General features: G+C 57.1%; 21 protein-coding genes and 1 tRNA gene. 13 read left to right on the forward strand and 9 right to left on the reverse strand.

Translation table 11 applies throughout. The features are described 5' to 3' along the window. Nucleotides 1-32: 32 nt before the first annotated feature. Genes ACRC1E_RS06575 through ACRC1E_RS06600 form a run of 6 tightly spaced genes read left to right on the forward strand, consistent with a single transcriptional unit; the run spans nt 33 to nt 3,899 of the window. Nucleotides 33-851 carry an ABC transporter ATP-binding protein gene (locus ACRC1E_RS06575; RefSeq protein WP_438514332.1) on the forward strand — a complete coding sequence of 273 codons (819 nt, stop codon included), beginning with the start codon at nt 33-35 and terminating at the stop codon, nt 849-851. Next, complete coding sequence (gene mlaE / locus ACRC1E_RS06580; protein WP_438514312.1) at nt 844-1,629, forward strand: lipid asymmetry maintenance ABC transporter permease subunit MlaE; 786 nt, start codon at nt 844-846, stop codon at nt 1,627-1,629. The genes ACRC1E_RS06575 and mlaE overlap by 8 nt, the downstream gene beginning before the upstream one ends. A 17-nt stretch (nt 1,630-1,646) precedes the next feature. Continuing rightward, nucleotides 1,647-2,129 carry an outer membrane lipid asymmetry maintenance protein MlaD gene (mlaD, locus tag ACRC1E_RS06585; protein WP_438514313.1) on the forward strand — a complete coding sequence of 161 codons (483 nt, stop codon included), beginning with the start codon at nt 1,647-1,649 and terminating at the stop codon, nt 2,127-2,129. Nucleotides 2,130-2,176: 47 nt separating this feature from the next. After that, nucleotides 2,177-2,794, forward strand: coding sequence for an MlaC/ttg2D family ABC transporter substrate-binding protein (locus ACRC1E_RS06590; protein WP_438514314.1), 618 nt, complete (start codon nt 2,177-2,179; stop codon nt 2,792-2,794). 17 nt (nt 2,795-2,811) lie between these two features. After that, nucleotides 2,812-3,099: an STAS domain-containing protein gene (locus tag ACRC1E_RS06595; protein WP_438514315.1), complete on the forward strand. Its 288-nt coding sequence runs from the start codon at nt 2,812-2,814 to the stop codon at nt 3,097-3,099. Continuing rightward, on the forward strand, nt 3,096-3,899 hold the full coding sequence (locus ACRC1E_RS06600) for an MlaA family lipoprotein (RefSeq protein ID WP_438514316.1): 804 nt from the start codon (nt 3,096-3,098) through the stop codon (nt 3,897-3,899). Before ACRC1E_RS06595 ends, ACRC1E_RS06600 begins: the two co-directional genes overlap by 4 nt. A 90-nt stretch (nt 3,900-3,989) precedes the next feature. Here ACRC1E_RS06600 and ACRC1E_RS06605 read toward each other — a convergent pair whose 3' ends face one another. From ACRC1E_RS06605 to ACRC1E_RS06615, 3 genes are read right to left on the reverse strand one after another with little or no spacing between them, the layout of a single operon-like run. Beyond that, nucleotides 3,990-5,402: an efflux transporter outer membrane subunit gene (locus tag ACRC1E_RS06605; RefSeq protein WP_438514317.1), complete on the reverse strand. Its 1,413-nt coding sequence runs from the start codon at nt 5,400-5,402 to the stop codon at nt 3,990-3,992. Continuing rightward, on the reverse strand, nt 5,392-8,553 hold the full coding sequence (locus ACRC1E_RS06610) for an efflux RND transporter permease subunit (RefSeq protein ID WP_438514318.1): 3,162 nt from the start codon (nt 8,551-8,553) through the stop codon (nt 5,392-5,394). Before ACRC1E_RS06610 ends, ACRC1E_RS06605 begins: the two co-directional genes overlap by 11 nt. Nucleotides 8,554-8,571: 18 nt before the next feature. Next, the gene (locus ACRC1E_RS06615; protein ID WP_438514319.1) at nt 8,572-9,741 is read right to left on the reverse strand and encodes an efflux RND transporter periplasmic adaptor subunit; all 1,170 of its coding nucleotides are present in this window, start codon (nt 9,739-9,741) and stop codon (nt 8,572-8,574) included. A 243-nt stretch (nt 9,742-9,984) separates the two neighbouring features. Between ACRC1E_RS06615 and ACRC1E_RS06620 the strand changes: the two genes are divergently transcribed. The 5 genes from ACRC1E_RS06620 to murA are packed head-to-tail and all read left to right on the forward strand — an operon-like array spanning nt 9,985 to nt 13,862. Further along, complete coding sequence (locus ACRC1E_RS06620; RefSeq protein ID WP_438514320.1) at nt 9,985-10,623, forward strand: TetR family transcriptional regulator; 639 nt, start codon at nt 9,985-9,987, stop codon at nt 10,621-10,623. A gap of 51 nt (nt 10,624-10,674) precedes the next feature. Further along, complete coding sequence (locus tag ACRC1E_RS06625; protein ID WP_438514321.1) at nt 10,675-11,577, forward strand: ABC transporter ATP-binding protein; 903 nt, start codon at nt 10,675-10,677, stop codon at nt 11,575-11,577. Continuing rightward, nucleotides 11,577-12,332, forward strand: a complete 756-nt coding sequence (locus tag ACRC1E_RS06630) for an ABC transporter permease (protein ID WP_438514322.1) — start codon at nt 11,577-11,579, stop codon at nt 12,330-12,332. The genes ACRC1E_RS06625 and ACRC1E_RS06630 overlap by 1 nt, the downstream gene beginning before the upstream one ends. A gap of 27 nt (nt 12,333-12,359) precedes the next feature. Beyond that, complete coding sequence (locus tag ACRC1E_RS06635) at nt 12,360-12,605, forward strand: BolA family protein (RefSeq protein WP_438514323.1); 246 nt, start codon at nt 12,360-12,362, stop codon at nt 12,603-12,605. A 3-nt stretch (nt 12,606-12,608) separates the two neighbouring features. Next, nucleotides 12,609-13,862 (forward strand): UDP-N-acetylglucosamine 1-carboxyvinyltransferase, encoded by a 1,254-nt coding sequence (murA, locus tag ACRC1E_RS06640; protein WP_438514324.1) that lies wholly within the window; start codon nt 12,609-12,611, stop codon nt 13,860-13,862. A gap of 571 nt (nt 13,863-14,433) precedes the next feature. Here murA and pta read toward each other — a convergent pair. The 4 genes from pta to pflB form a co-directional block, all read right to left on the reverse strand. Beyond that, nucleotides 14,434-16,557 carry a phosphate acetyltransferase gene (gene pta / locus ACRC1E_RS06645; RefSeq protein WP_438514325.1) on the reverse strand — a complete coding sequence of 708 codons (2,124 nt, stop codon included), beginning with the start codon at nt 16,555-16,557 and terminating at the stop codon, nt 14,434-14,436. A gap of 13 nt (nt 16,558-16,570) precedes the next feature. After that, nucleotides 16,571-17,767, reverse strand: coding sequence for an acetate/propionate family kinase (locus ACRC1E_RS06650; RefSeq protein WP_438514326.1), 1,197 nt, complete (start codon nt 17,765-17,767; stop codon nt 16,571-16,573). Nucleotides 17,768-17,830: 63 nt separating this feature from the next. Further along, a complete protein-coding gene (gene pflA / locus ACRC1E_RS06655; protein ID WP_438514327.1) occupies nt 17,831-18,613 on the reverse strand; it encodes a pyruvate formate-lyase-activating protein in 783 nt (260 codons plus the stop codon). 77 nt (nt 18,614-18,690) lie between these two features. After that, nucleotides 18,691-20,946: a formate C-acetyltransferase gene (gene pflB / locus ACRC1E_RS06660; protein ID WP_438514328.1), complete on the reverse strand. Its 2,256-nt coding sequence runs from the start codon at nt 20,944-20,946 to the stop codon at nt 18,691-18,693. A gap of 317 nt (nt 20,947-21,263) precedes the next feature. Here pflB and ACRC1E_RS06665 point away from each other — a divergent pair, with 317 nt between their 5' ends. After that, a complete protein-coding gene (locus tag ACRC1E_RS06665; RefSeq protein WP_438514329.1) occupies nt 21,264-22,103 on the forward strand; it encodes a formate/nitrite transporter family protein in 840 nt (279 codons plus the stop codon). A 300-nt stretch (nt 22,104-22,403) separates the two neighbouring features. Further along, nucleotides 22,404-22,880: an FKBP-type peptidyl-prolyl cis-trans isomerase gene (locus ACRC1E_RS06670; protein WP_438514330.1), complete on the forward strand. Its 477-nt coding sequence runs from the start codon at nt 22,404-22,406 to the stop codon at nt 22,878-22,880. 316 nt (nt 22,881-23,196) lie between these two features. Here the strand turns inward: ACRC1E_RS06670 and ACRC1E_RS06675 are convergent. Further along, nucleotides 23,197-23,273 (reverse strand) — tRNA-Ile (locus tag ACRC1E_RS06675). A gap of 44 nt (nt 23,274-23,317) precedes the next feature. After that, nucleotides 23,318-24,320, reverse strand: a 1,003-nt coding sequence (rpoD, locus tag ACRC1E_RS06680) for an RNA polymerase sigma factor RpoD (RefSeq protein ID WP_438514331.1), incomplete at its 5' end; no start/stop codon positions are given.

The following is a 24,320-nucleotide window of genomic DNA, read 5'->3' on the forward strand; positions in this document are numbered from 1 at the left end:
CTGCCCCATTTTTTTCGGTCATAGAAACCTCCGTGAGCACAGACAGTTTTATCGAATTCAGGAATGTCAGCTTTGCCTACGGTGAACGCAGCATCCTGAAAAACATCAACCTGAGCATCCCGCGCGGACGCTTTGTCGCCATTATGGGCGGCAGCGGCAGCGGCAAGACCACCTTGCTGCGCCTGATCTCGGGCCAGGTCCATCCACAACAGGGCGAGGTAATCGTCGATGGATGCCATGTCGAAAAAATGAGTAGCCGCGAGCTATTCGAGCACCGCCGCCGCATGGGGATGCTGTTCCAGTTCGGCGCGCTGTTTACCGACCTGTCGGTATTCGACAATGTGGCCTTCCCTATCCGTGAGCACACCCGGATGCCAGACAGCATGGTGCGCGATCTGGTGCTGATGAAGCTGGCCGCCGTGGGTTTGCGCGGCACCGAGCGCCTGATGCCGGCCGAACTGTCAGGCGGGATGTCGCGCCGCATCGCGCTGGCGCGCGCCATTGCGCTGGATCCGGCGCTGATGCTGTACGACGAGCCATTTACCGGTCTGGACCCGATCTCGCTGGGCGCGATCGCCCACCTGATCAAGAAACTCAGTGATGCGCTGGGGACTACTTCGGTGATGGTGACCCATGATGTCCAGCACTCGCTGAATATCGTCGACTATGTCTACTTTGTCGCCAATGGCGAGATCGTGGCCGAGGGCACACCCGATGAGGTACGCGCCTCCAGTTCGCCCTGGGTGCACCAGTTTGTCTATGGCGAAGCCGACGGACCGGTACAGCTGGCGTATCCGGCCAGCACTACGCTGGCCGACGATCTGGGCCTGACAGGAGACAATAATGCTTGATAGCCTGCTCTCGCCGCTACGCAGACTCGGCCACTGGGTGATCGAGGCCATCTGGCGCCTGGGGCTGATCAGCCGCTTTTTTGTGGCCATCCTGCTCAACTCCGGCCAAAGCCTGCTGCGCTTTCATCTGGTGATACGCGAAGTCTATTTTTCCGGCGTCTTGTCGCTGATCATCATCGTGGTGTCCGGCCTGTTCGTCGGCATGGTTCTTGGGCTGCAGGGCTATACCACGCTGGTGCGCTTTGGCTCGACCGATGCACTGGGCGCACTGGTAGCGCTGTCCTTGCTGCGCGAACTGGGGCCGGTCCTGGCTGCACTCTTGTTTGCCAGCCGTTCCGGCTCGGCCATGACCGCCGAAATCGGACTGATGAAAGCGACTGAACAACTGGATGCCATGAGCGTGATGGCGGTCAATCCTATCGCCCGTGTGGTGGCGCCGCGCTTCTGGGCCGGCGTGCTGTCGATGCCGGTACTGGCGGCACTCTTCAACGTAATGGGGATACTCGGCGGCTACTATGTCGGGGTCATCATGATAGGACTGGATAGCGGCAGCTACTGGTCGCAGATGCAAAACAATGTCGACCTGCACGTCGATGTGGTCAATGGCCTGATCAAAAGCCTGTTCTTCGGTGTCGCTGTCACCCTGATTGCCGTCTACGAAGGCTTTGACGCGACCCCTACTGCAGCCGGCGTATCGGCTGCCACTACCCGCACGGTGGTGACCTCGGCGCTGGTGATTCTGGCGCTTGATTTTGTCCTCACCGCCTTCATGTTCTAGCTTCGGAAAAAACCATCATGAAACGCTCCATCATCGATTTGTGGGTCGGCATCTTTGTCGCAATCGGCCTAGTTTCCATCGCCTTTCTGTCACTGAAAGTCGCGAACCTGACACCGCAAAGTGCAGACAAGAGCTATGCGCTCTATGCCGAATTCGACAATATCGGCGGCCTCAGGGTCAAAGCACCGGTCAAAGCGGCCGGGGTCTTGGTCGGACGGGTCAGCAGCATTGAGCTTGATACCAAAAACTATCAGGCCAAGGTCAATCTGGTCATAGACTCGCAGTACACATTCAGCCAGGACGTTAGTGCCGAAATCCTGACTGCCGGCTTGCTGGGTGAACAGTATATCGGCTTGGTACAAGGCGGCGACGAGGAAGATCTCAAGCCTGGCGGCCGTATTGCGCTGACCTCTTCGGCACTGGTGCTGGAGCAACTGATAGGCAAATTCATGACCAGCTTTGCCGAAGGTGGCGCAGCTAAAGAAGACACGCAGCCCTAAGCTCACATTTGCAGTACGACACCCCATCCATTACTCGGCAGCAGACCATGAAAAAACTACTGATCACGACCCTACTATTCCTCGGACTCTCCAACCCGGTGCTCGCAGCCGAATCGCCACTGGAGCTGATTCAGGACACCTCGACCCAAGTGCTGGACCTGCTGAAAAAAGATGACGGTAAAAACACCGGCAAAATCCGCACCCAAGTTGAGACTTTTGTCATTCCCAAGTTCGATTTTACCCGCATGACGGCGCTGGCCGTGGGCCGCGGCTGGCGTGAGGCGACGCCAGAGCAAAAAGACGCTTTGGCACGCGAGTTCCAGATCATGCTGGTACGCACCTATTCCGGTACCATGACGCGCTTCAAGAATGCATCGGTCAGCATCAAGCCCAGTGTGATTATGAATAACGAAGGCCGCGAAGCCACCGTCAAGTCGGAAATCTCGGTCAATAACAGCAATGGCAACAAACCGGTCAACGTCGACTACGTACTGTACAAGACGACACAGGGCTGGAAAGTATTCAATGTCAGCGTGGAAGGCGCCAGTCTGGTCACCGTCTACCGTAACCAGTTCAGCGATGAAATCCGCAAAGGCGGTCTGGACGGCCTGATCCGCAGCCTGCGGGACAAGAATGCCAAGCTCGCGCGTGGCAGTGCGGCCTGATGGCGGAAAAAAACGCAATGGCAGCCCGTACGGTGCAGCCGGCAGAGCTGACCATGCTGACGGTTGCACATGCTCTCAAGCGCCTGTCGGCCGAGCTGAATAGCCATGACAGCCTGCATCTGGATTTGTCAGCGCTAACGCGTGCCGATTCGGCCGCTTTAGCGCTGCTGTTCGAACTGGCACGCCAGGCTAAAGTCAAAGGGAAATGCTTCACCCTGTACGGTATGCCCGAGCCACTGCTGAGCCTGGCCCGCCTGTATGGCGCAGAGGCATTACTGGATAACCTCTTGGAGCACGCAGCATGAAGTCCTTGCGCCTGTTCACTGCGCTTACCGTACTGTCGTTGTCGGCCTGTGCCAGCAACCCGAACAGCCCGTATGACCCGTACGAGCCTTTCAACCGCTCGATGTACAGTTTCAATACGTCGCTGGATCGCAATGTGCTCAAGCCTGCAGCCGAAGGCTACCGCATGGTGACGCCGCGCCCCTTACGCACCGCCGTCGGCAATTTCTACGGCAACCTGCAGGATGTATTCAGCATCCTGAACAACACCCTGCGCGCCGAACCGGAAAAAGCACTCAACGATTTAATGCGCGTCAGCATCAACTCGACTTTCGGCCTGTTCGGCCTGATCGATATCGCCACCCCGGCCGGCCTCGTCAAAAACCGTACGACGCTGGGCGATACTTTTGCCACTTGGGGCTGGAAGCAGAGCGACTACCTGATGCTGCCCTTCTTCGGCCCGTCCACCGTACGTGACAGCTCCGGTCTTGGCGTCTCGCTGGCCATCCCCGGCCCCGAAAAGCTGGTCTACAGCACGCCTACCGAAGCCGTCGGCTTCTATGGCCTCTATGGCATCAATGAACGTGAACGCCTGCTGGGACTGGAAAAACAGCTGGACGAGTCGTCACTGGATGCCTACACCTTTACCCGTGATGCCTATATGCAGATGCGGGCCAAAAAAACGGGTACACAGCTGCCACAAGACCCGGACGACGAAGAGATCAATATCGATGATCTGGTCGGAGACCCACAGGACCCTGCGGCATCAGCTCCCGCAGCGAGCACTCAGCCCCTACCAATCCCCGCGCCAGTACAGCCCTGATCGTCTGCATCAGACGGTAGCAAGCCAAATACCTTGAGCAAAAAAATGCCCCTGACGATCAGGGGCATTTTTATCTACAGCGCGTCCAGCTCAGGGCTGTGTTTGCGGACTGTCCCAGCCCCCACCCAAAGCCTTGTACAGATTGATAGCTGCCTGCAGCTGATCCAGACGGGCACTCACCAGTTGCAACTCGGCCTGATACGAACCCCGCTCGGAATCCAGCACCTCAAGATAGCTGGAATAGCCGTTATCGTAACGCAGCCGCGCCAGACGCAAGCTTTCCTGCAAGGCCTGCAGCTGGGTGAACAAGGCGGCCTGACGGTCACGCGATGTCTGCGTGAACGACAAGGCATCCAGCGTCTCGCCAAAAGCACTTTGTATCGCCAGCTCGTAGGTAGCCAATGCCTGCTTCTGCTGTGCGCTTGCGGCATCCACTCCGGCCCCGGTCTTGCCCCAGTCAAAGATAGGCATGGCCAGATTGGTTGCAAAACTCCAGGTACGCATCGGGCCGCTGAACAGCGTGTCCAGCGCCGTGCTTTGCGAACCCAGTGCACCGGTCAGACCGATAGTCGGGAAGTAAGCCGCGCGTGCCACACCGATACGGGCATTGGCCGCCTTCAGCTGCTGTTCGGCCGCCCGCAGATCGGGCCTACGCATCAATAGATCGGATGGCAAACCGGCGGGAATATCAACCGGCACCTGTAAAGCGGCCACTGCGCCACGTGCAATCTTGCTATCGACCAAAGCACGCGGCGAACGCCCCAATAAGATCGCCAGAGCATTTTCGGTCTGGATCACCGACTGTTGCAGCGATGGCACGCCTGCCCGTGCCGAGGCGGCTTCGGCCTCGGCCTGACGATAGGTCAGCTCGGAGGTGACGCCACCTTCGAAGCGGCGCTTATTGATGCGCAAACCCTCTTCACGCGATACCAGCGTACGGCGGGTAATATCGAGCTGGGCGTCGTAGGCACGCAACTGGAAATAGGCCTGCGCCACACTGGCCGAAATCGACAAGCGGGTCGCATCGCGGGTGTACTCGGAGGCAGCCAGATTAGCCAGTGCCGCTTCATTGGCACGCCTGAGCTTGCCCCACAAGTCCAGCTCCCAGCTCAGCACGCCATTGGCAGTGCGCGCATCGGACAGCTGCGAACCGCCGGCGGAATCCGCCGAGGTGCGGCCACGCTGGAAACCGGCGTTGGCCGACAGCTGCGGCACCAGATTAGCGCGCGCGATACCGGCCTGGGCACGGGCTTCATCCACACGCGCCACGGCTTGTGCCAGATTGCGGTTATAAACCAGTGCTTCGTCGACCAGTTTATCCAGCACCGGGTCGTTGAACGACTTCCACCAGTCCTGCACAACGATCATCTGGGCTGCGGCCGGGGCCTGCGCCCCGGATTGCCAGGCTCCCGGCATTTCCACCACCGGTCTAGTGTAGTCGGGGCCAACCGCGCAGCCGGTCAGCGCGATGGCGATCCATAGCGGCAGACTTTTAATGAGCATCGGTAGACTCCTTGATTTCAGTGCCGGCTTCATCCGGCACCTGGTAATGGTCCTTGCCCTTGTTCGATGCCTTCATGATCAACAGGAAGAAGAGCGGAATAAAGAATACCGCGATAAAGGTCGCTGCCAGCATACCGCCGATCACACCGGTACCGATGGCATGGCGACTGGCCGAACCCGCACCGGACGAAATCGCCAATGGCACAACGCCCAGAATAAAGGCCAGCGAGGTCATCACGATAGGGCGGAAACGCAGCTTGGCCGCTTCCATCGCCGAGTCGAACAGGCTCTCTCCTTCTTCGAACTTCATCACCGCAAACTCGACAATCAGAATGGCGTTCTTCGCCGCCAGACCGATCAGCGCCACCAGCGCCACCTGGAAGTAGATGTCGTTCTGCAGACCGCGCAGCCAAGTGGCCATAATCGCACCGAACAGCGCAAACGGTACCGCAGTCAGCACCGCAATCGGCAAGGTCCAGCGCTCGTACTGAGCGGCCAGGATCAGGAACACCATGATCATGCCAAAGCCGAACACCATAAAGGTCGAACCGCTGGTGGACTGCTCCTGATAGGCACTGCCACTCCACGACAGCGAATAGTCAGCAGGCAGCACTTCCTTGGCCACCTCTTCCATCGCGATCAACGACTCGCCCGAGCTATACCCCTGCGCCGGACCACCGACTACCTTAGCGGCAGGGAAGGCATTGAAACGCTCCATGGTTTGCGGACCGGTACCCATTTCTACCGTCACCAGCGAGGTCAGCGGGATCATGTCGCCATTGGCCGAGCGCACATAGATATTACGCAGGTCATCGATCTTGGAACGGAACTCCTCTTCGGATTGCAACTGCACCTTGTAGATACGGCCGAACTTATTGAAGTCGTTCACATACAGCGAACCAAAAGTGCTCTGCATGGTGTCGAACACCTGATTGACCTGTACGCCGTAGGCCACCGTTTTCTCGCGGTCAAGCTTGACGTTGATCTGCGGCACATCGGCCGAGAAGGTGGTCGACAGGCCCGCCAACTCCGGACGCTTGGAGGCTGCGGCGATCAGCTTCTTCACCTGTACGCTCATCTCTTCCGGAGATGCGCCACCACGGCTCTGGATATAGGCTTCAAAACCACCGGTCGACGACATGCCGGCGATCGGTGGCGGATTAAACGCCAGCACTACACCTTCCGGAATCTTCGCTCCCAGTTTGAAAATATCCCCTATCACGGCAAAGGCGGATTGATCGGCAGACTTGCGCTCACTCCACGGCTTGAGTGTCACAAAGCTGACACCCGAGTTGGTCTTGTTGCCGCCGGACAGAATATCGAAGCCGGCAAAGTTCATCACCACCTTGACGGCCGGATTTTTCTGCAGATCCGCGCCCATCTTGTCCATAGTGTCTGCCGTACGCGACAGCGAGGCACCATCGGGCAGGATCACGGCACCAATCACATAGCCCTGGTCTTCCTCCGGCGCCAAGGAACCTGGCACCATGGTGAACAGGCCGGCGGTGATGGCTATCATGCCGCCGAACATCACGAAGGCAACAAAAGAACGCTTCAGCAAAAAGCGCACGCCCGAGGTGTAGTGGTCGGTTATTTTGTCAAAAAACCGATTAAACGCAGCAAAGAAGCGGTTAGGCTCCTGATGCCCTTCTTTCAGCAAGATCGCACACAAGGCTGGCGTCAGCGTCAGCGCGACGATACCGGAAATGGTCACCGACACGGCAATGGTAATGGCGAACTGCTTGTACATCTGGCCGGCGATACCGCCCAGGAAGGCGACCGGCAGGAACACCGATACCAGCACCAGTACGATAGCCACCACCGGACCCGCCACCTCCTCCATCGCCTTGATAGAAGCCTGCTTCGGCGGCAATTTCTCGGTTCGCATGATACGTTCGACGTTTTCCAGCACCACGATCGCATCATCGACCACGATACCGATAGCCAGCACCATGCCGAACAGGGTCAGCGTATTGATGGAGAAACCCAGCGCATACATGCCGGCAAAGGTACCGATAATCGACACCGGCACCGCGAGGCAAGGAATCAAGGTCGCACGCCAGTTCTGCAAGAACAGGTACACCACCAGGAACACCAGCACCATGGCTTCGGCAAAGGTTTTGTATACCTCCTCAATCGACACGCGTACAAAATCGGTGGTGTCATAAGGAATGGAATACTCCAGCCCGCCTGGGAAGCTTTGCGACAACCTGGCCATGGTCGCATTGACCGCATCGGCCACCGCCAGCTGGTTGGCACCCGGCGACAGATAGATCCCCACCGGCACGGTAGGCAGGCCGTTATACGTCCCCTTGAAGTCGTAGTTCAGCGCACCCAGTTCGACCCGAGCCACGTCTTTCAGACGCAGGTTGGAGCCATCCGGGTTCGAGCGCACGATGATGTTCTCGAACTCGGTGACATCGGTCAGACGGCCTTGCGTCGTCACCGTGTAGGTGAAGTCGCTCGGCTTCTCCATCGGTTCCGCGCCAACCTTGCCCGCAGCGTACTGCGCATTCTGCTGGTTGATGGCAGTGGAAATATCCGATGGCGTCAGCTTGAGCTTGGCCAGTTGGTCGGGCTTGAGCCAGACCCGCATCGCGTAGTCTTGCGACGCGAAGTTGACCACGCTACCCACACCGGGAATGCGCTTGAGCTCATCGACAATATTCAGCGTGGCGTAGTTGCTGATAAACAGCGTGTCGTAACGCTTGTCCGGCGACACCAGCGCGATAATCTGCAACATCGCGGTCGACTGTTTGGTCACAGTCACGCCCTGACGGCGCACTTCCTGCGGCAACTGTGTCAGCGCCGACTGCACGCGGTTATTGACGTCGATGGTCGCCTGGTCCGGGTCGGTACCGATCTTGAAGCTGACATTCAACTTCAAGACGCCGTTACTCGAGCTGGACGACTGCAGGTAAATCATGCTCTCGACGCCGTTGATCGACTGCTCCAGCGGGGACGCGACGGTGTCGGCGATCACCTGGGCCGAAGCGCCAGGATAGGTAGCCTGCACCTGTACCACCGGCGGCACAATGTCCGGATACTGCTCGACCGGCAATGCCGAAATGGCAGCCAGACCTGCCAGCATCATGATCAGCGAGATCACCGTGGCAAAGATAGGACGCCTGATAAAGAAGGCAGAAAACATAGGGTCAGACTCCTTTTATCAGCCTTGGGCCTGAGCGACAGGTGCGGAAGCGGCAGGCTTGCTGCCAGCCTCATGCGGCGTCAGCGGAGCACCCGGACGTAGCTTGAGGATGTTGTCGACCACCACGCGATCGCCCTTGGCCAGACCACTACCGATCACGAAGTCGGCACCAACCTGATCGATCACCTCGACCGGACGTGGTTCGGCCTTGCCATCCTTATTCACCGTCCACACCAGCTTGCCCTGCTGCGTAGTCAGCACCGCTACCTGAGGCACGGTAATCGCATTGACGCGCTCGGCCCCCGTGAGCGTCACACGCACGAACTGCCCCGGCAACAACATGCCTTGCGGGTTGGCGAACTGGGCACGACTGCTGATGGTACCGGTATTGGTATTCACCACATTGTCGGAGAAGTTGATCTTGCCGATCTGGTCAAAGGTCGAACCATCAGACATGTTGACCGATACCTGATAGGCATTCTGTGCCGGCACACGAATCCGGCCTTCGTCGATATCACGGCGCAGTTTCTGCGCTTCGTTATCCGAGAAAGAGAAATTCACATAGATAGGATTAAGCTGCGAAATACGGGTCAGCATGCTGTTGGGGCTCACCAGACTGCCTTCGGAGACCACATCCAGACTGGTCAGGCCGGAGATTGGGGCAGTGACTTTGGTGTAGCCCAGATTGATCTGCGCCTGCTTGAGCGTAGCGCGCGCCGACTCGACCGCCGCCTTGCCGCTTTCATAGGCGGCCAGGGCATTATCGCGGTCCTGCTGGCTGACGGCATTTTCCTTGAACAGCGGCAGCACGCGGTCATAGGTGCGTTTGGCCTGGTTATAGTTGGCCTCCTGCACCGCCAGGCTGCCCTTGGCCTGATCCACCGCCGCGATATAGGTATCGGGACTGATCTCGAACAGGGTATCGCCCTGCTTGACGCGACGCCCTTCGACAAAATTGCGGTGCAGCAGGATACCCTCGACGCGAGCGCGTACCTGAACCTCACGGAAACCCGCAGCCTGGCCGGCATATTCGAAGGTCAGCGGAATATCCTTGGGCTGTATGGACACCACGGATACCGGCATAGGCGGCATCGCGCCCTGTTTGCCTGCCGCGCCTTCATCCTTGCCACAAGCCATCAGGCTGGCCGCAACGGCTGTTAGCAACAGCCAAGTAACGGGTCTTTTCATTTTTATACTCGATAGTGACATGTTGTCTTCCTCGGAAACAGATACCCAAACCATACACATATCTTTCCCAGAATAGATTACATATTGTGTTTTTGGAGATGGGCTGCATTTTACATACATACAAGCATGAATGTAAAATGGCAAAAAGCTTGTTTCTACATTCCGCTATACCATCAAGCGACGGGTCAATATTTGTGGCGCCTGATACGCGCAACAACACTCTGATAAAAAAAACAGGTAGCCATGGCCAGAAAAACCAAAGAAGAAGCAGAACAAACCCGGCAAAAATTACTGGAAACAGCCGCTCTGCTGTTCTGGGAGAAAGGCGTCAGCCATACTTCACTCGCTGACATAGCCAATGCCGCAGGGCTGACTCGCGGTGCCATCTACTGGCACTTCAAGGACAAGCTCGACCTGTTCTGCGCCATGAGTCAACAAGTGGTACCGCCCTACCACCATATATACGACACCATGGAGCGCAACGCCTTAGACAATGCGGCTCACAGTCTGTGGCGCGGCAGTCTCGAAATTATGACAACCGTCAGTCAGTCGCCCGACATCCGCCGCATTCTCGGTATTCTATTTTTTCGTTGCGAGTATGTAGGCGAGTTGCAGTCGCTGCAGATCGAGAATCTGGACTGGATCCGCCAACTGCAGCAGCGCCTGATCTGCATCATCCAACTAGCCCAGCAGCAGGGGCAACTCAAGCTGGGCATTGATCCGGTAGCTGCGGCTATCGCCTGGCAGGCACAACTGCGCGGACTGGTCCAATTCAGCCTGTTATTGCCGGATACGCCCTTATTACAGAGCCAGCCCGAGAGCCTGTTAAAGCCCTATTTTTCGGGGGTTTTCAAGCGAGACTGCTGGCTGGTGCACGACTGACGCAGCGGACCGATTCCGGCTATAATGCCGGTCTTTGCCCGTTGCGGCCTTATGACTCCTGCCATTGAAATCCAGTCTGTCAGCAAGACTTACGGCGCCCTGCAGGCGCTGGACAAGGTCAGTTTCCGCGTAGAGGCGGGCGAGTTTTTCGCCCTGCTTGGCCCCAACGGGGCCGGCAAGACCACGCTGATATCGGCCATGGCAGGCCTGTCGCGCCAAAGCAGCGGCCATATCCGCATTCTTGGCCACGACACCATCAGCGCCGCTTATCAGGCACGCAAAACCTTGGGCGTGGTTCCACAAGAGCTGGTATTCGACCCCTTCCTCTCGGTGCGTGAAAGCCTGCGTTTCCAGTCCGGCTACTTCGGCCTCAAGCACAACGATAACTGGCTGGACGAGTTGTTGCACAAGCTGGGTTTGAGCGATAAGGCGAATAGCAATATGCGCGCCCTGTCCGGCGGCATGAAGCGCCGGGTGATGGTCGCTCAGGCCCTAGTACACCGCCCGCCTGTCATTGTGCTGGACGAACCGACCGCGGGTGTCGATGTCGAGCTCAGACAGAGCCTGTGGGCCTTTGTGCGCGAACTGAACGAAGCCGGCCACACCATCGTACTGACCACGCATTATCTGGAAGAAGCCGAAGCGCTGTGCAAGCGCATCGCCATGCTGAAAAACGGCAAGCTGATCGCACTGGAAGAAAAAAGCACGCTACTGGCTCACAGCAATGAACGCGACGTCTCGTTCAAACTGTCGGCCGAGCTGCCGGACAGCCTGCTGGCGCTGAAAGTGCGCGATGAGGGTGCCCGTGTAGTGCTGCGCCTGCCGCAAATTGCCCATATCGAGCAGGTACTGGCGACCTTACGCCAGGCCAATATCGAAGTACGCGAAATGACGGTGATAGAAACCGATCTGGAAAGCGTATTTGTACGCATGATGCAAGGAGGGAAAGCCTGATGCAGGGGTTTTACACGCTGTTCAGGAAAGAGATCCTGCGCTTCTGGAAGGTCGCATTTCAGACCGTAGCAGCACCGGTGCTCACCGCACTGATGTACCAGCTGATCTTCTCGCATGTAATGAGCCGCCATATCGACGTTTATCCCGGCATCAGCTACACCGCCTTCCTGATCCCGGGCCTCGCCATGATGTCGATGACACAAAATGCCTTTGCCAACGGCTCCAGCAGTCTGATCCAGTCCAAGATCACCGGCAATATCGTTTTTCTACTACTGTCCCCGCTGGGGCCCTTGCAGTTTTTTGCCGCCTATCTCGCGGCCGCCATCGTGCGCGGCCTAGTGGTTGGCCTCGGGGTGATCGCCATTACCGCCTGGTTCGGCATGCCGCTACCGCAAGCGCCATTATGGATATTGGCCTTTGCCTTGCTAGGCTGTGGCGTACTGGGCGCACTGGGTATTATTGCCGGCATCTGGGCGGAAAAATTCGACCAGCTGGCGGCTTTCCAGAATTTCATTATCCTGCCGCTGACTTTTTTGTCCGGCGTGTTTTACTCGATAGATAGCCTGCCGCCCTTGTGGCGTACTGTTTCGCATTTAAACCCGGTCTTCTACATGATAGACGGCTTCCGCTACGGATTTTTCGGCCAGTCCGACGTCGATCCCTGGCTGGCGCTCGGTGTCGTGGGGCTGAGTTTTATTCTTCTTTCCTCGCTTGGTTTGTGGATGATCAAAGTCGGCTACAAGCTACGCCATTAAGATACTTTTTTAGGAATGTTCCGGACTATGGTTTCTCCTGACTACATCAAGCAATTGATCACCGCCTCGCTCACCTGCCCGCATATCGAGGTAGAAGGCGATGATGGCACCCATTTTTCGGCGGTCATCGTCAGCCCGGAATTCTCCGGCCGCAACCGCGTACAACAGCACCAGCTGGTCTATAAGGCCTTGGGCGACCGTATGCGTGACGAAATCCACGCCCTTTCGATGAAAACTTTCAGCCCCGAAGAGTGGGCTGAGCAACAAGGCTGAACCATGGAAAAACTGATTATTCGCGGCAATGGCCCGCTCAATGGCGAAATTCCGGTTTCCGGCGCCAAAAATGCGGCGCTGCCTATTCTGTGCGCCAGCCTGCTGACTGCAGGCACCATGCGTTACAGCAATGTCCCCATGCTGCGCGATGTAGCCACCACACAGAAACTGCTGCAAGGCATGGGCGTGCGGGTAATGACCGACAATGTGCATGAAGTCGAAATCACCGCCAATCAGATCGATACGCTAGTTGCACCTTACGAGCTAGTGAAAACCATGCGCGCATCCATTCTGGTGCTGGGCCCGACACTGGCCCGCTTCGGCGAAGCTTCCGTTTCGCTGCCAGGCGGCTGTGCCATCGGCTCGCGCCCGGTTGACCAGCACATCAAAGGGCTGGTTGCCATGGGCGCCGAAGTCTCGATCGAACACGGCTACGTCAAGGCACGCGCCAAGCGTCTGCGCGGCGCAACTATCGTCATGGACATGGTCACCGTCACCGGCACCGAAAACCTGCTGATGGCCGCTACGCTGGCCGATGGTGTCACCGTACTGGAAAATGCCGCCCGCGAACCTGAAGTCTGCGATCTCGCGCATTGCCTGAACAAGATGGGTGCCAAGATCAGCGGTATCGGCAGCGACCGTCTGGTCATCGAAGGTGTAGAGGCGCTGCACGGCGCCGAATACGCCATCATGCCGGACCGCATCGAAGCGGGTACCTTCCTGATCGCCGGCGCCATGACGCAAGGCCATATCATCCTGCGCCATGCCGCACCCAAAGGCATGGAGGCCATCCTCGACAAGCTGGTTGAAGCAGGCGCCATTATCGAGTGCGGTGACGACTGGATCTCGCTGGATATGAAGCGTCGCCCGAAATCGGTCAATATCCGCACCCTGCCCTACCCGGCCTTCCCGACCGATATGCAGGCGCAGTTCATGACCCTCAACACCATCGCCGACGGTGCGGCCATGGTGACCGAGACTATCTTCGAAAACCGTTTCATGCATGTGCCGGAACTCAAGCGCATGGGTGCCAACATCGAGACCGAAGGCAACACTGCAGTGATCCGTGGCGTGGAACGCCTGTCTGGCGCCACCGTCATGGCCACCGACTTGCGTGCCTCGGCCAGTCTGGTCATTGCCGGCCTGATTGCCGACGGCGAAACGATCGTTGAGCGCATTTACCACCTCGACCGTGGCTATGAGCACATCGAGCGTAAACTCGGGGCAGTCGGCGCGCTGATAGAGCGCGTCAGCTAAACTAGGCCTTGCCTGATGCCAGCCCGCTTGATGCGGGCTTTTTTACGTCTGCAATGTAGCAAAAATACCACATCAAACAGCGGCCGACACCGCTGATGGTTGCCCACCCTGCCACAAAAAACCAATAAGCATATTTACAAAAAGTTAACGATTACTTTAGTATTAATCATCAATTTACTTAAACGCTGCGGTCTCACAAATGGCACACTCAGCACTTGAGTTTACACTTCAAACATCGAGTCGCCATTGAGCCACCCATTTTCCGGCTGCTGTGATTTCTGTCGCCACCCTGCAGCCCAAGGCATACACTACTGCTCGCTACAGATAGAGCATATTTTTTACGTCTGCCTGCGTCCGCTATGCCAGGAATTTGCCAGCATAGGCTGCGAAAGGCTGGATCAACTGACGCCAGCGTACCGACTGGTCAACCGCACCATTGCAAGATTTGTACTCACCGCAGCAACCCCCGTCGCCGGGCACGAGACAGCATAAACACACTGGCTCAAGCCGGGAAAATCACGCAAAAAGCCCCTGCAAGCACTGCTTGCAGGGGCTTTTAAACTCGGACCATTCAGGACTGGGTAGACTGAATAGCCGTCAGGGCAATGGTGTAGACGATATCATCCACCAGCGCACCACGCGACAAGTCGTTTACCGGCTTGCGCAGGCCTTGCAGCATAGGGCCAACCGAGACCACGCCGGCAGAACGCTGCACCGCCTTGTAGGTGGTGTTGCCGGTATTCAGATCCGGGAATACAAATACATTGGCACGACCGGCAACCAGGCTGTCCGGCGCCTTCTGGCGACCAACCGACTCGACCGACGCCGCGTCATACTGCATCGGACCATCTATCATCAGGTCGGGACGCTTTTCCTTGGCCAGACGGGTCGCCTCACGTACCTTCTCCACATCATCACCGGTACCGGAAGCACCGGTCGAGTATGAGATCATCGCTACGCGCGGTTCGATACCAAAAGACTTGGCGGAATCAGCCGACTGAATGGCGATATCGCACAGTTGCTCGGCGCTAGGGTCCGGGTTGATGGCGCAGTCACCATAGACCAGCACCTGATCCGGCATCAGCATAAAGAACACGCTGGATACGATGGAAGCACCCGGTGCGGTCTTGATCAACTGCAGCGCAGGCCGCACGGTATTGGCCGTAGTATGCACCGCACCGGAGACCAGGCCGTCGACTTCGCCCAGCGCCAGCATCATGGTGCCCATCATGACCGTGTCTTCCAGCAGCTTCTCGGCCTGTGGCGCAGTCAGCCCCTTGGACTTGCGCAGCTCGACCATAGGGCCGACATAGCGGTTAAGCACGACTTCCGGATCGATAATCTCGATATCAGCCGGCAATACCACGCCTTGGGCGTCGGCAACCTGATGGATGCGCGCCGGATTACCCAGCAGTACGCAGCGGGCAATGCCCTTCTCGTGGCAGATAGCCGCAGCCTGCAAGGTGCGCGGCTCGTCACCTTCCGGCAGTACGATGCGCTTATTAGCACGACGGGCAATCTCGACCAGACGATGACGGAAAGCAGGCGGCGGCATACGCAGCTCGGTCGGTTCGCCTATCTTGGCCTTGAGGCCGGCGGTCATGGTGTGCTCGGCCATAAAGTCGATCACTTGCTCCATGCGCTCGGTGTCATCGGCTGCAACATGGACATTCAATGCCGCCAGCAGCGAGCTGGTTTCGAAAGTGTCACGCTCGGTCGACAAAATAGGCAGGCCCGCCAGTTTGGCCGACTCGATCAGCGGAGCGACTTTTGCAGCCACAGGTTCGCCACATGTCAGCAGCAGACCGGCCAGCGGAACGCCACGCAGGGTCGCCAGCGCCGTCGCCAGAATCACGTCGGAACGGTCGCCCGGCGTCACCACCAGTGCGCCCGGGCGCAGGCGGTCTATCATGTTTTCCACGGCGCGCGCCGCCACGACCACTTCATGCACACGCGAGCGGGCGATGTTGCCCGCGTGATCGATCTTGAGCGCCAACGGCGATGCCAGATCCAGCAGGCGCACCGCATTCAGGCGCGCTTCGAAAGGTACCGTAGCCAGCAAAGGCAACGGTGGCGCGATACGGCCCAGATTCTGCAACAACTGCATGCCTTCGGCACCAACCGGCATCTTGTTGAGCATGACACCGGCCAGATCGACCTGTGCATCGCTGTAGTTGCGCTGTGCCAGCGTAATTGCTTCGAAAATGTCGCGCGCATCGCGGCGAGCGGCCGAGATAGCCAGAATCAGGTCGGCCGTCAGTGTCTTGGCCAGCTCCAGATTGAGCTCATTGGCCAGCGGCACATCGGAGCCCGGGATCAGGCCTTCAACCAGTACGACATCGTGCGTCAACACCACAGGCGCGACATTCTGCACGACTTCTTCCATCAGGTCGGACAGCTTGCCCTCGCGCAACAAGGCTTCGGCGCGGGCGAAGGAGATCGCCTCCGGTGCCTCGATGCCGCACAGGGAACGGACAAAGTGGGTCGACAGATCAGGACCATTACCCGGCTGGGCAATCGGTTTGGCAAAACCGACCTTGATGCCCTCGCGCTCTAGCGAACGCACCAGACCCAGGCCCAGCGAGGTCAGACCGGCATCGTGACCAACCGGTGCCAGAAAAAATATCTTTTGCATGGAACAAGCCTTTCTTGTGGCTGCAAAACATGAACCCGCTTGCGCGGGTTCATGTTTCATCCTAGTTCGTGATTCAGGCAGTGATACCGGCCAATAGCGCGGTGTCGCAGGCGATCATGAATTCTTCGTTGGTATTGATGACCATCGCTTTAGGGCCGTTGCCGCGGCTGATCACGCCGGCCTTGCCGCGGATGCAGCGATCGTTGGCGTCGGCATCGACTTCGATACCGAAGGTTGCCAGCTTGGCCAGCGTCATCGCACGCAGCTTGTTGCTGTTCTCGCCGATGCCGCCGGTAAAGACCACGGCATCCAGACGGTCAAGCGAAGTGGCCAGACCACCGATATGGCGGGCCAGACGGTGAGCGAAGACATCCAGTGCAACCATGGCGCCTTCATGGCCTTCGGCTGCAGCTTCTTCCAGCGTACGGCAGTCATTGGATAGCTCGGACAAGCCCAGCAGACCGCTTTCCTTATTCAACAGCTTGTCGATGCCGGCCAGATCCAGACCCAGCTTGTCACCAATATAAACCAGGCTGCCCGGGTCCACATCACCGGAACGGGTACCCATGACCAGGCCTTCCAGCGGGGTCATGCCCATGGTGGTGTCTACACTCTCGCCGTTTTTGATCGCGGCAGCAGAAGCACCGTTACCCAAGTGGGCAATCACGATACCGTGATTAGCCGCATCCAGGCCCAGTTCGGCCACGGCAGCGGCGGCAACAAAGCGGTGACTGGTGCCATGGGCGCCATAGCGGCGCACACCGTGGTCGCGATACAGCTTCATCGGCAAGGCGTACAGATAGGCGGCACGCGGCATGGTCTGATGGAAAGCGGTATCAAAGACAGCGACTTGCGGCAACGATGGCAGGCAGGCGCGGGAAACGCGGATACCCAGCAGGTGGGCCGGATTATGCAGCGGCGCCAGCGCGGCGCATGCTTCGATTGCGGCTTCAACTTCAGGGGTAATCAGTGCCGAAGCATGGAAATGCTCGCCGCCATGCACCACGCGATGGCCGATGGCCAGGACGCTATCGAGTTCGCCACGGGCACGGATATGTTCGATCACAGCTTCCAGTGCCTGATCGTGAGCACCACCTGCGATCGCCAGCGTCTCTTTCTTGCCGTCGGCCTTGAAGATTACACGCGAATCGGCATCTCCCAGGCACTCGGCCAGACCGGACAAGGTCGGCTCTTCGGCGCCAACAGGGAACAGACCGAACTTGAGCGACGAGCTGCCGCAGTTGATAACAAGGATCAGGGATTGGCTCATGGTATAGCTTTCAATAAACAACAAATTAGGGGAGTCGAACCAGGCTGCGCGAGGCGCAGGCGCTTAGCTGACAAAAAAACCGCGGGCGGCAAACTGGCTGCGTACACGTGCGACACACTCGGCAGTCGGCGGCGCGGTGTCGGCCAGCTCGTACGTCATGCCGAGTTCGGTCCACTTGCTCTGGCCCAGTTGATGAAAAGGCAGGACTTCAACACGCTCGACCACGCTACCCAATGTAGCCACAAAATCCGCCAGACGTTCGACATCCTCGAAACCGTCGGTCAGATCGGGCACCAGTACATAGCGTATCCACATCTTCTTGCCCATTTCGGCCATGCGCCGGGCAAAATCCAGCGTAGGCTGCAGCGGCTGGGCAGTGATTTTCTGGTATTGCACCGGGTCGCTATGCTTGATGTCCAGCATCACCAGATCTACCGCATCGAACCAGCTATCGGGCAAGCCCGTATGCAGATAGCCCTGGGTATCCAGCGTGGTATGCAGGCCAAAGCGTTCTTTGGCGCCCTTGAATACGGCACCGACAAAGTCAGGCTGCATCATAGGCTCGCCACCGGAAATGGTGACGCCACCGGCAAATTTGAGGAAGCCGGCGTAGGGCTTGAGCTCGGCCAGCGCATCGTCCACGCTGATCTCGCGCCCATGGTGCAGCTTCCAGGTATCCGGGTTGTGGCAATACAGGCAGCGGAACTGACAGCCCGAAGTGAAGAACACAAAACGTACGCCCGGTCCATCGACAGCCGCACCGGTTTCCAGGGAATGAATATAGCCCTTCACTGCAGCGGGTTCGGCCACCATATTGATGGGCGTTTCGGTAACAGGCGTCGTCATGAATGTCCTTAATCTAAATAACAGCGGGCGGCTTTCGCCGCCCGCCAGAACCAGCTTCCCGTCAGGGAAACCCGAGCTTACATCTTGCCGTGGAAAGTACGGTTAATGACGTCAAGCTGCTGCTCACGCGTCAGCTTGACGAAGTTCACCGCATAGCCCGACACGCGCACGGTCAGCTGTGGGTACTCTTCCGGATGTTCCATCGCGTCGATCAGCGTTTCACGATTGAACACGTTGACGTTGACGTGGAAGCCACCGGCAGCCGCGTAGCCATCCAGGCAGTTAGCCAGGTTACGGATACGCTCTTCAGCAGTGTGGCCCAAGGCATCCGGCGTTGCCGACGAAGTCCAGCTGATGCCGTCCAGTGCCGCGTCATACGGAATCTTGGCAACCGAAGCACCCGAAGCGACAAAGCCCTTCACATCACGGCCGTTCATCGGGTTGGCACCCGGCGAGAACGGCTCGCCCGAGCGGCGACCACATGGCGTATTGCCGGTCTTCTTGCCGTACACCACATTGGAGGTGATGGTCAGTACCGACTGGGTCGGCATGGCATTACGGTAGAAGTGAGGCTGGGCCTTGATCTTCTCCATAAAGGTTTCGGTCAGCCATACCGCGATACTGTCGGCACGGTCATCGTTATTGCCGTAAGCCGGGTATTCGCCTTCGATCTTGTAATCGACAGCTAGGCCGTCTTCATTACGGATCACGTGAACCTTGGCGTGCTTGATGGCGGACAGCGAGTCGGCAGCCACCGACAGACCGGCAATACCGCAAGCCATGGTGCGCAGGATGTCGCGATCGTGCAGCGCCATCTCGATACGCTCGTACGAGTACTTGTCATGCATGTAATGGATCGCGTTTAGCGCGTCGACGTAGGTCTTGACGACCCAATCCATCATCGGCAGGAACTTTTCCATCACTTCGTCGTAGTCCAGCACATCGCCCTTGAGCGGCTCGTAACCGCGTGCAATCACGGCACCGCTTTTCTCGTCTACGCCACCGTTGATTGCGTACAACAGGGTCTTGCCCAAGTTGGCACGGGCGCCGAAGAACTGCATCTGCTTGCCGATAGCCATGGCGGATACGCAGCAGGCGATACCGTAGTCGTCACCCCACTTCGGTACCATCAGATCATCGTTTTCGTACTGGATAGCCGAGGTATCGATCGAAACCTTGGCACAGAAATCCTTGAAGCCGCGTGGCAATTTAGGCGACCACAGTACAGTCAGGTTAGGCTCTGGAGCCGGGCCCAGGTTGTACAGGGTATTCAGGAAGCGGAAGCTGGACTTGGTCACCAGGGTACGGCCATCCAGACCCATACCGCCGATGGATTCTGTCACCCAGGTCGGATCACCCGAGAACAAGGCATCGTAGTCAGGCGTACGCAGGAAGCGGACGATGCGCAGCTTGATCACCAGATCGTCGATCATTTCCTGGGCAACTTCTTCGGTCAGTACACCGGCCTTGAGATCGCGCTCGATATAAACATCGAGGAAGGTCGAGACACGACCGAAGCTCATCGCGGCGCCATTCTGCTCCTTGACGGCAGCCAGATAGGCGAAGTAGGTCCACTGGATCGCTTCGCGTGCGGTCGTAGCCGGACGGGCGATGTCGTAGCCGTACTTGGCAGCCATGACTTTGAGTTCGTTCAGTGCACGATACTGCTCGGAGCACTCTTCACGCAGGCGGATCACATCGTCGGTCATCGGCGGCTTGATCGCCATCCAGTCCTTCTTGCGCTCGGCCATCAGGAAGTCGACGCCATACAGGGCAACACGGCGATAGTCACCGATGATACGGCCACGGCCATAAGCATCCGGCAGACCGGTGATGACACCGGATTTGCGTGCGGCCAGAATTTCCGGGGTGTAAGCATCGAACACACCCTGGTTATGGCTCTTGCGATACTTTTCCCAGATTTCCTTAACAACAGGGTCAATCTTGAAGCCGAAAGCTTCCAGACCGTTTTCAACCATGCGCAAACCGCCATTAGGCATGATGGCGCGCTTGAGTGGTGCATCGGTCTGCAAGCCAACGATCAGCTCGTTCTTCTCGTCGATATAACCGGCATCGTGCGCAGTGATGCTGGCGCCGCGATCGGCGGAGACATCCAGTACACCTTTTGCGCGCTCTTCTTTCAGTAGGACGGACAGCGTGTCCCAGATGCCTTGAGTACGTGCAGTGGCGCCAGCCAGAAAGGCGGCGTCGCCTTCGTAAGGGGTCATGTTGTTCTGGATAAAGTCACGCACATCCACGCGTGCCTGCCAGTCACCGGCAGCAAACTCTCTCCAAGGATCAACAGCCAGCATTTCCTTATTTACAGCGTCCATCTTTTGCGTCTCCTAGTTCATCTTCGAACATAAATGTAACAAGCTGAGTTCATTTTAATTCGAAAACGAAAGCGATTACTTGATCTACGTCAAAAACAAATTTCTAAACACTACGAAAATAGCGCCTACAAAAATCGAAAAAACTGACGTTAACCATTGATAAGTAAGGATTTTAATACATAAGCGACACTAAACGCTAGATCTATCGATAGACTACACCTGTACACACATTCTGAAATATTCATTTCGAAATCGCAAAATGAATTTTCGATTTATTATCCAAACATATGGGCATAAGCCCTCACAATAGATTGACTATGAGCCACACCTATTCTCTCGACTATCTTGCCCAGCAAGCCACCAGCAAACGTAGCGTTCTACGCACTGCCACCGCCCGCTACTTCCTGTCGGCCGCATTTGCCGGCGCACTGATTGCACTCGTCCTTGCCGTCAGCATGCGTCTGGGCCAACTGCTGCACAGCAATGGCTCGCCCTACTATGCCGTCGCCTACTCGGCTTTTTTCGGTACCGCATTGGTCGCGATCATCGTATCCAAAACCGAACTGTTCACCAGTAATGTGATGTATATGGCTGTCGGCAAGCTAACCCACCGGATCAAGACGGGTGAAATGCTGGCCAGTTGGAGCACCGTCTACTTGGGCAACTTCGCCGGCATCCTGCTGTTTACGGTGGTGTGGATGCAGACTGGCGGCTTGGGAGACTATCCTGCCGACCATATTGCCAGCCAGATTGCTGCCGTCAAAACCAGCGCACCATTTATGAAGATTTTCTGGAAAGGCGTACTGTGTAACTGGATCATCTGCCTGGCCGTATGGCTACCGATGAAACTGGAAAACGAAATGGCAAAAATCGCACTTGTTTTTCTCTTGGTATTCGCCTTTTTCTTCTCCGGCTTCGAGCACAGCATCGCCAATATGGCTCTGTTCAGCCTGATTATTGCCCATGCCCCAGAATCGTTGACAATGGCCGATGTCTTGCACAACCTGGTACCGGCAACGCTGGGCAATATTGTCGGCGGCGGTGTCGGCGTCGCTCTACTGGCCTTCCTGCTGGAACGGCACACGCTCCCCTTCGCAGGCACACACCAAACAGCTAGCCATCAGTCCCGCGAAGGACTGGCTCAGCCTGGCGCCTGAGCCGCAGCGATCAAAGTGACAGCCGTGCCTGCCTGCGCACGGCTGTACCTGGCCATCCGGTTCACAATCACCAAGCAACAAACATCGCCCCGTCCAACCACCCTGCTAAACAACGCACGGCAAGCACCCCACTACTATCCCAGTATCCGGCCAGCCGTCAGGCACAAAAAAAGGGTTTGCAGCCTAAGCTACAAACCCATTATTTTTCAAAACCAATTACTTGGTGATGCGCCAGCCAGTTGACACGCCCCCGCTGAACTGCGAACCTTCCCGCTTAAAATTCACTTGCCATTACCTACCATGAAAATCACCCAAAACACTGCAGTCACCCTGCGAATGAAAGTCACAGACAATCGTGGCTTGGTCTACGAGGATGGCAAGACCCCTGTCTCCTACCTGCACGGCGATTACAATAACCTCTTTCCTAAAGTGGAAGCCGCACTTGAAGGCCAGGAGACAGGCTTTCAAACCACGCTGGAACTCGCTACCGAAGACACCTTCGGCGAACACGACGAGACCCTGGTCACCACCATGCCTAAGACCGAATTCGCGCCGGGCATCAAGGTAGGCGGCCAGATCCAACGCACCGGTCCGGATGGCAAATTGCGTTACTATTTCGTCACCAAGATCAAAGGCCCAACCGTATTACTGGATGGCAACCACCCACTTTGCGGAAAAACCCTGCGCTTCGCCCTCAAAGTTGTGGACGTACGTGCGGCAACCGCCGAGGAAATTGCCCACCAGCATGTGCATGGCGAGCACGGGCATCAGCACTGAGCCCCACACCACCCACTTGTTTACAAATAACTACAGATTTCAGCTAGTGGACTAGGCATCAGATACCAATGGACGAGTAAGATAGATAACGAGTACACCGATGCAGTGCAAGCGACGAAGCAACCACTAAAGACATTGAAACACGTACATTTAGCTCATGTACGTGTTTTAACATGGCTCTACTGAGCAACCATCCAGCCCCCTTACCAAACATCATTAACGAGGCGAAATCCATTCTGCTGCCTACATAGTGCCTACACAATCTACAACAACAGAAAAAGGACTTACAGCTTCCGCCGTAAGTCCTTGTTTTATTTGGTGGGCCCTATCGGACTTGAACCGATGACCAAAGGATTATGAGTCCTCTGCTCTAACCAACTGAGCTAAAGGCCCGATCGCAAGCGATTATACCAGAATTTCCGGCAAATGCAGCTTACTTACTGACCATTTGGTTCGTTGTCGAGAAAACTCTTCAGCCGCTCGGAACGTGTCGGATGGCGTAGCTTGCGCAATGCCTTAGCCTCAATCTGACGAATACGCTCACGCGTCACATCAAACTGCTTACCCACCTCTTCCAGCGTGTGATCAGTATTCATATCGATACCGAAGCGCATACGCAACACCTTGGCCTCACGCGGCGTCAACGACTCCAGCACTTCCTTGGTCGCCTCACGCAGGCTCGAATACATGGCCGCATCCGATGGCGTGATGGTCACCGAGTCTTCGATAAAGTCCCCCAGATGAGAATCATCGTCGTCACCGATCGGTGTTTCCATCGAGATCGGCTCCTTGGAGATTTTCATAATCTTGCGGATCTTCTCTTCCGGCATTTCCATGCGCTCAGCCAGTTCGGCCGGATCCGGCTCATGACCGGTTTCCTGCAGGATCTGGCGACTGATGCGATTCATCTTGTTGATGGTCTCGATCATGTGCACCGGGATGCGGATGGTACGCGCCTGATCGGCAATCGAACGCGTGATTGCCTGACGAATCCACCAAGTGGCATAAGTGGAGAACTTGTAACCACGGCGGTACTCGAATTTGTCCACCGCCTTCATCAGGCCAATGTTGCCTTCCTGAATAAGGTCAAGAAACTGCAGGCCACGGTTGGTGTATTTTTTGGCAATAGAGATCACCAGACGCAGGTTGGCCTCGATCATCTCGCGCTTGGCTAGGCGGGCTTTCTTTTCGCCTGCAGCCATCTGGCGGTTGATGTCTTTTAACGCAGGAATTGTCAGCATGGCTCGCGTCTGCACATTAGACAAACGTGTCTGGCGTTCGATCACCGCATGCTTGAAACGCTCCAGCGTCTCGGACCAAGCCTTGCCGGATTCAATCTCCTTCACCACCCAGTCGACATTGATCTCGTTACCGGGAAAGCTCTTGATGAAGTGGCTTCTTTCCATGCGTACCCGCTGTACGCAAATATCCTGAATTTCG

The sequence above is a fragment of the Craterilacuibacter sp. genome (assembly GCF_051659485.1).
Classification (GTDB): Bacteria; Pseudomonadota; Gammaproteobacteria; order Burkholderiales; family Chromobacteriaceae; genus Craterilacuibacter.

Bases quoted from the DNA above. Each gene is read 5' to 3' on its own strand.
- mlaE (WP_438514312.1), top strand. From the start codon at position 844: ATGCTTGATAGCCTGCTCTCGCCGCTACGCAGACTCGGCCACTGGGTG.
- mlaD (WP_438514313.1), top strand. From the start codon at position 1,647: ATGAAACGCTCCATCATCGATTTGTGGGTCGGCATCTTTGTCGCAATC.
- ACRC1E_RS06590 (WP_438514314.1), top strand. From the start codon at position 2,177: ATGAAAAAACTACTGATCACGACCCTACTATTCCTCGGACTCTCCAAC.
- ACRC1E_RS06595 (WP_438514315.1), top strand. From the start codon at position 2,812: ATGGCAGCCCGTACGGTGCAGCCGGCAGAGCTGACCATGCTGACGGTT.
- ACRC1E_RS06600 (WP_438514316.1), top strand. From the start codon at position 3,096: ATGAAGTCCTTGCGCCTGTTCACTGCGCTTACCGTACTGTCGTTGTCG.
- ACRC1E_RS06605 (WP_438514317.1), bottom strand. From the start codon at position 5,402: ATGCTCATTAAAAGTCTGCCGCTATGGATCGCCATCGCGCTGACCGGC.
- ACRC1E_RS06610 (WP_438514318.1), bottom strand. From the start codon at position 8,553: ATGTTTTCTGCCTTCTTTATCAGGCGTCCTATCTTTGCCACGGTGATC.
- ACRC1E_RS06615 (WP_438514319.1), bottom strand. From the start codon at position 9,741: ATGAAAAGACCCGTTACTTGGCTGTTGCTAACAGCCGTTGCGGCCAGC.
- ACRC1E_RS06620 (WP_438514320.1), top strand. From the start codon at position 9,985: ATGGCCAGAAAAACCAAAGAAGAAGCAGAACAAACCCGGCAAAAATTA.
- ACRC1E_RS06625 (WP_438514321.1), top strand. From the start codon at position 10,675: ATGACTCCTGCCATTGAAATCCAGTCTGTCAGCAAGACTTACGGCGCC.
- ACRC1E_RS06630 (WP_438514322.1), top strand. From the start codon at position 11,577: ATGCAGGGGTTTTACACGCTGTTCAGGAAAGAGATCCTGCGCTTCTGG.
- ACRC1E_RS06635 (WP_438514323.1), top strand. From the start codon at position 12,360: ATGGTTTCTCCTGACTACATCAAGCAATTGATCACCGCCTCGCTCACC.
- murA (WP_438514324.1), top strand. From the start codon at position 12,609: ATGGAAAAACTGATTATTCGCGGCAATGGCCCGCTCAATGGCGAAATT.
- pta (WP_438514325.1), bottom strand. From the start codon at position 16,557: ATGAAACATGAACCCGCGCAAGCGGGTTCATGTTTTGCAGCCACAAGA.
- ACRC1E_RS06650 (WP_438514326.1), bottom strand. From the start codon at position 17,767: ATGAGCCAATCCCTGATCCTTGTTATCAACTGCGGCAGCTCGTCGCTC.
- pflA (WP_438514327.1), bottom strand. From the start codon at position 18,613: ATGACGACGCCTGTTACCGAAACGCCCATCAATATGGTGGCCGAACCC.
- pflB (WP_438514328.1), bottom strand. From the start codon at position 20,946: ATGGACGCTGTAAATAAGGAAATGCTGGCTGTTGATCCTTGGAGAGAG.
- ACRC1E_RS06665 (WP_438514329.1), top strand. From the start codon at position 21,264: ATGAGCCACACCTATTCTCTCGACTATCTTGCCCAGCAAGCCACCAGC.
- ACRC1E_RS06670 (WP_438514330.1), top strand. From the start codon at position 22,404: ATGAAAATCACCCAAAACACTGCAGTCACCCTGCGAATGAAAGTCACA.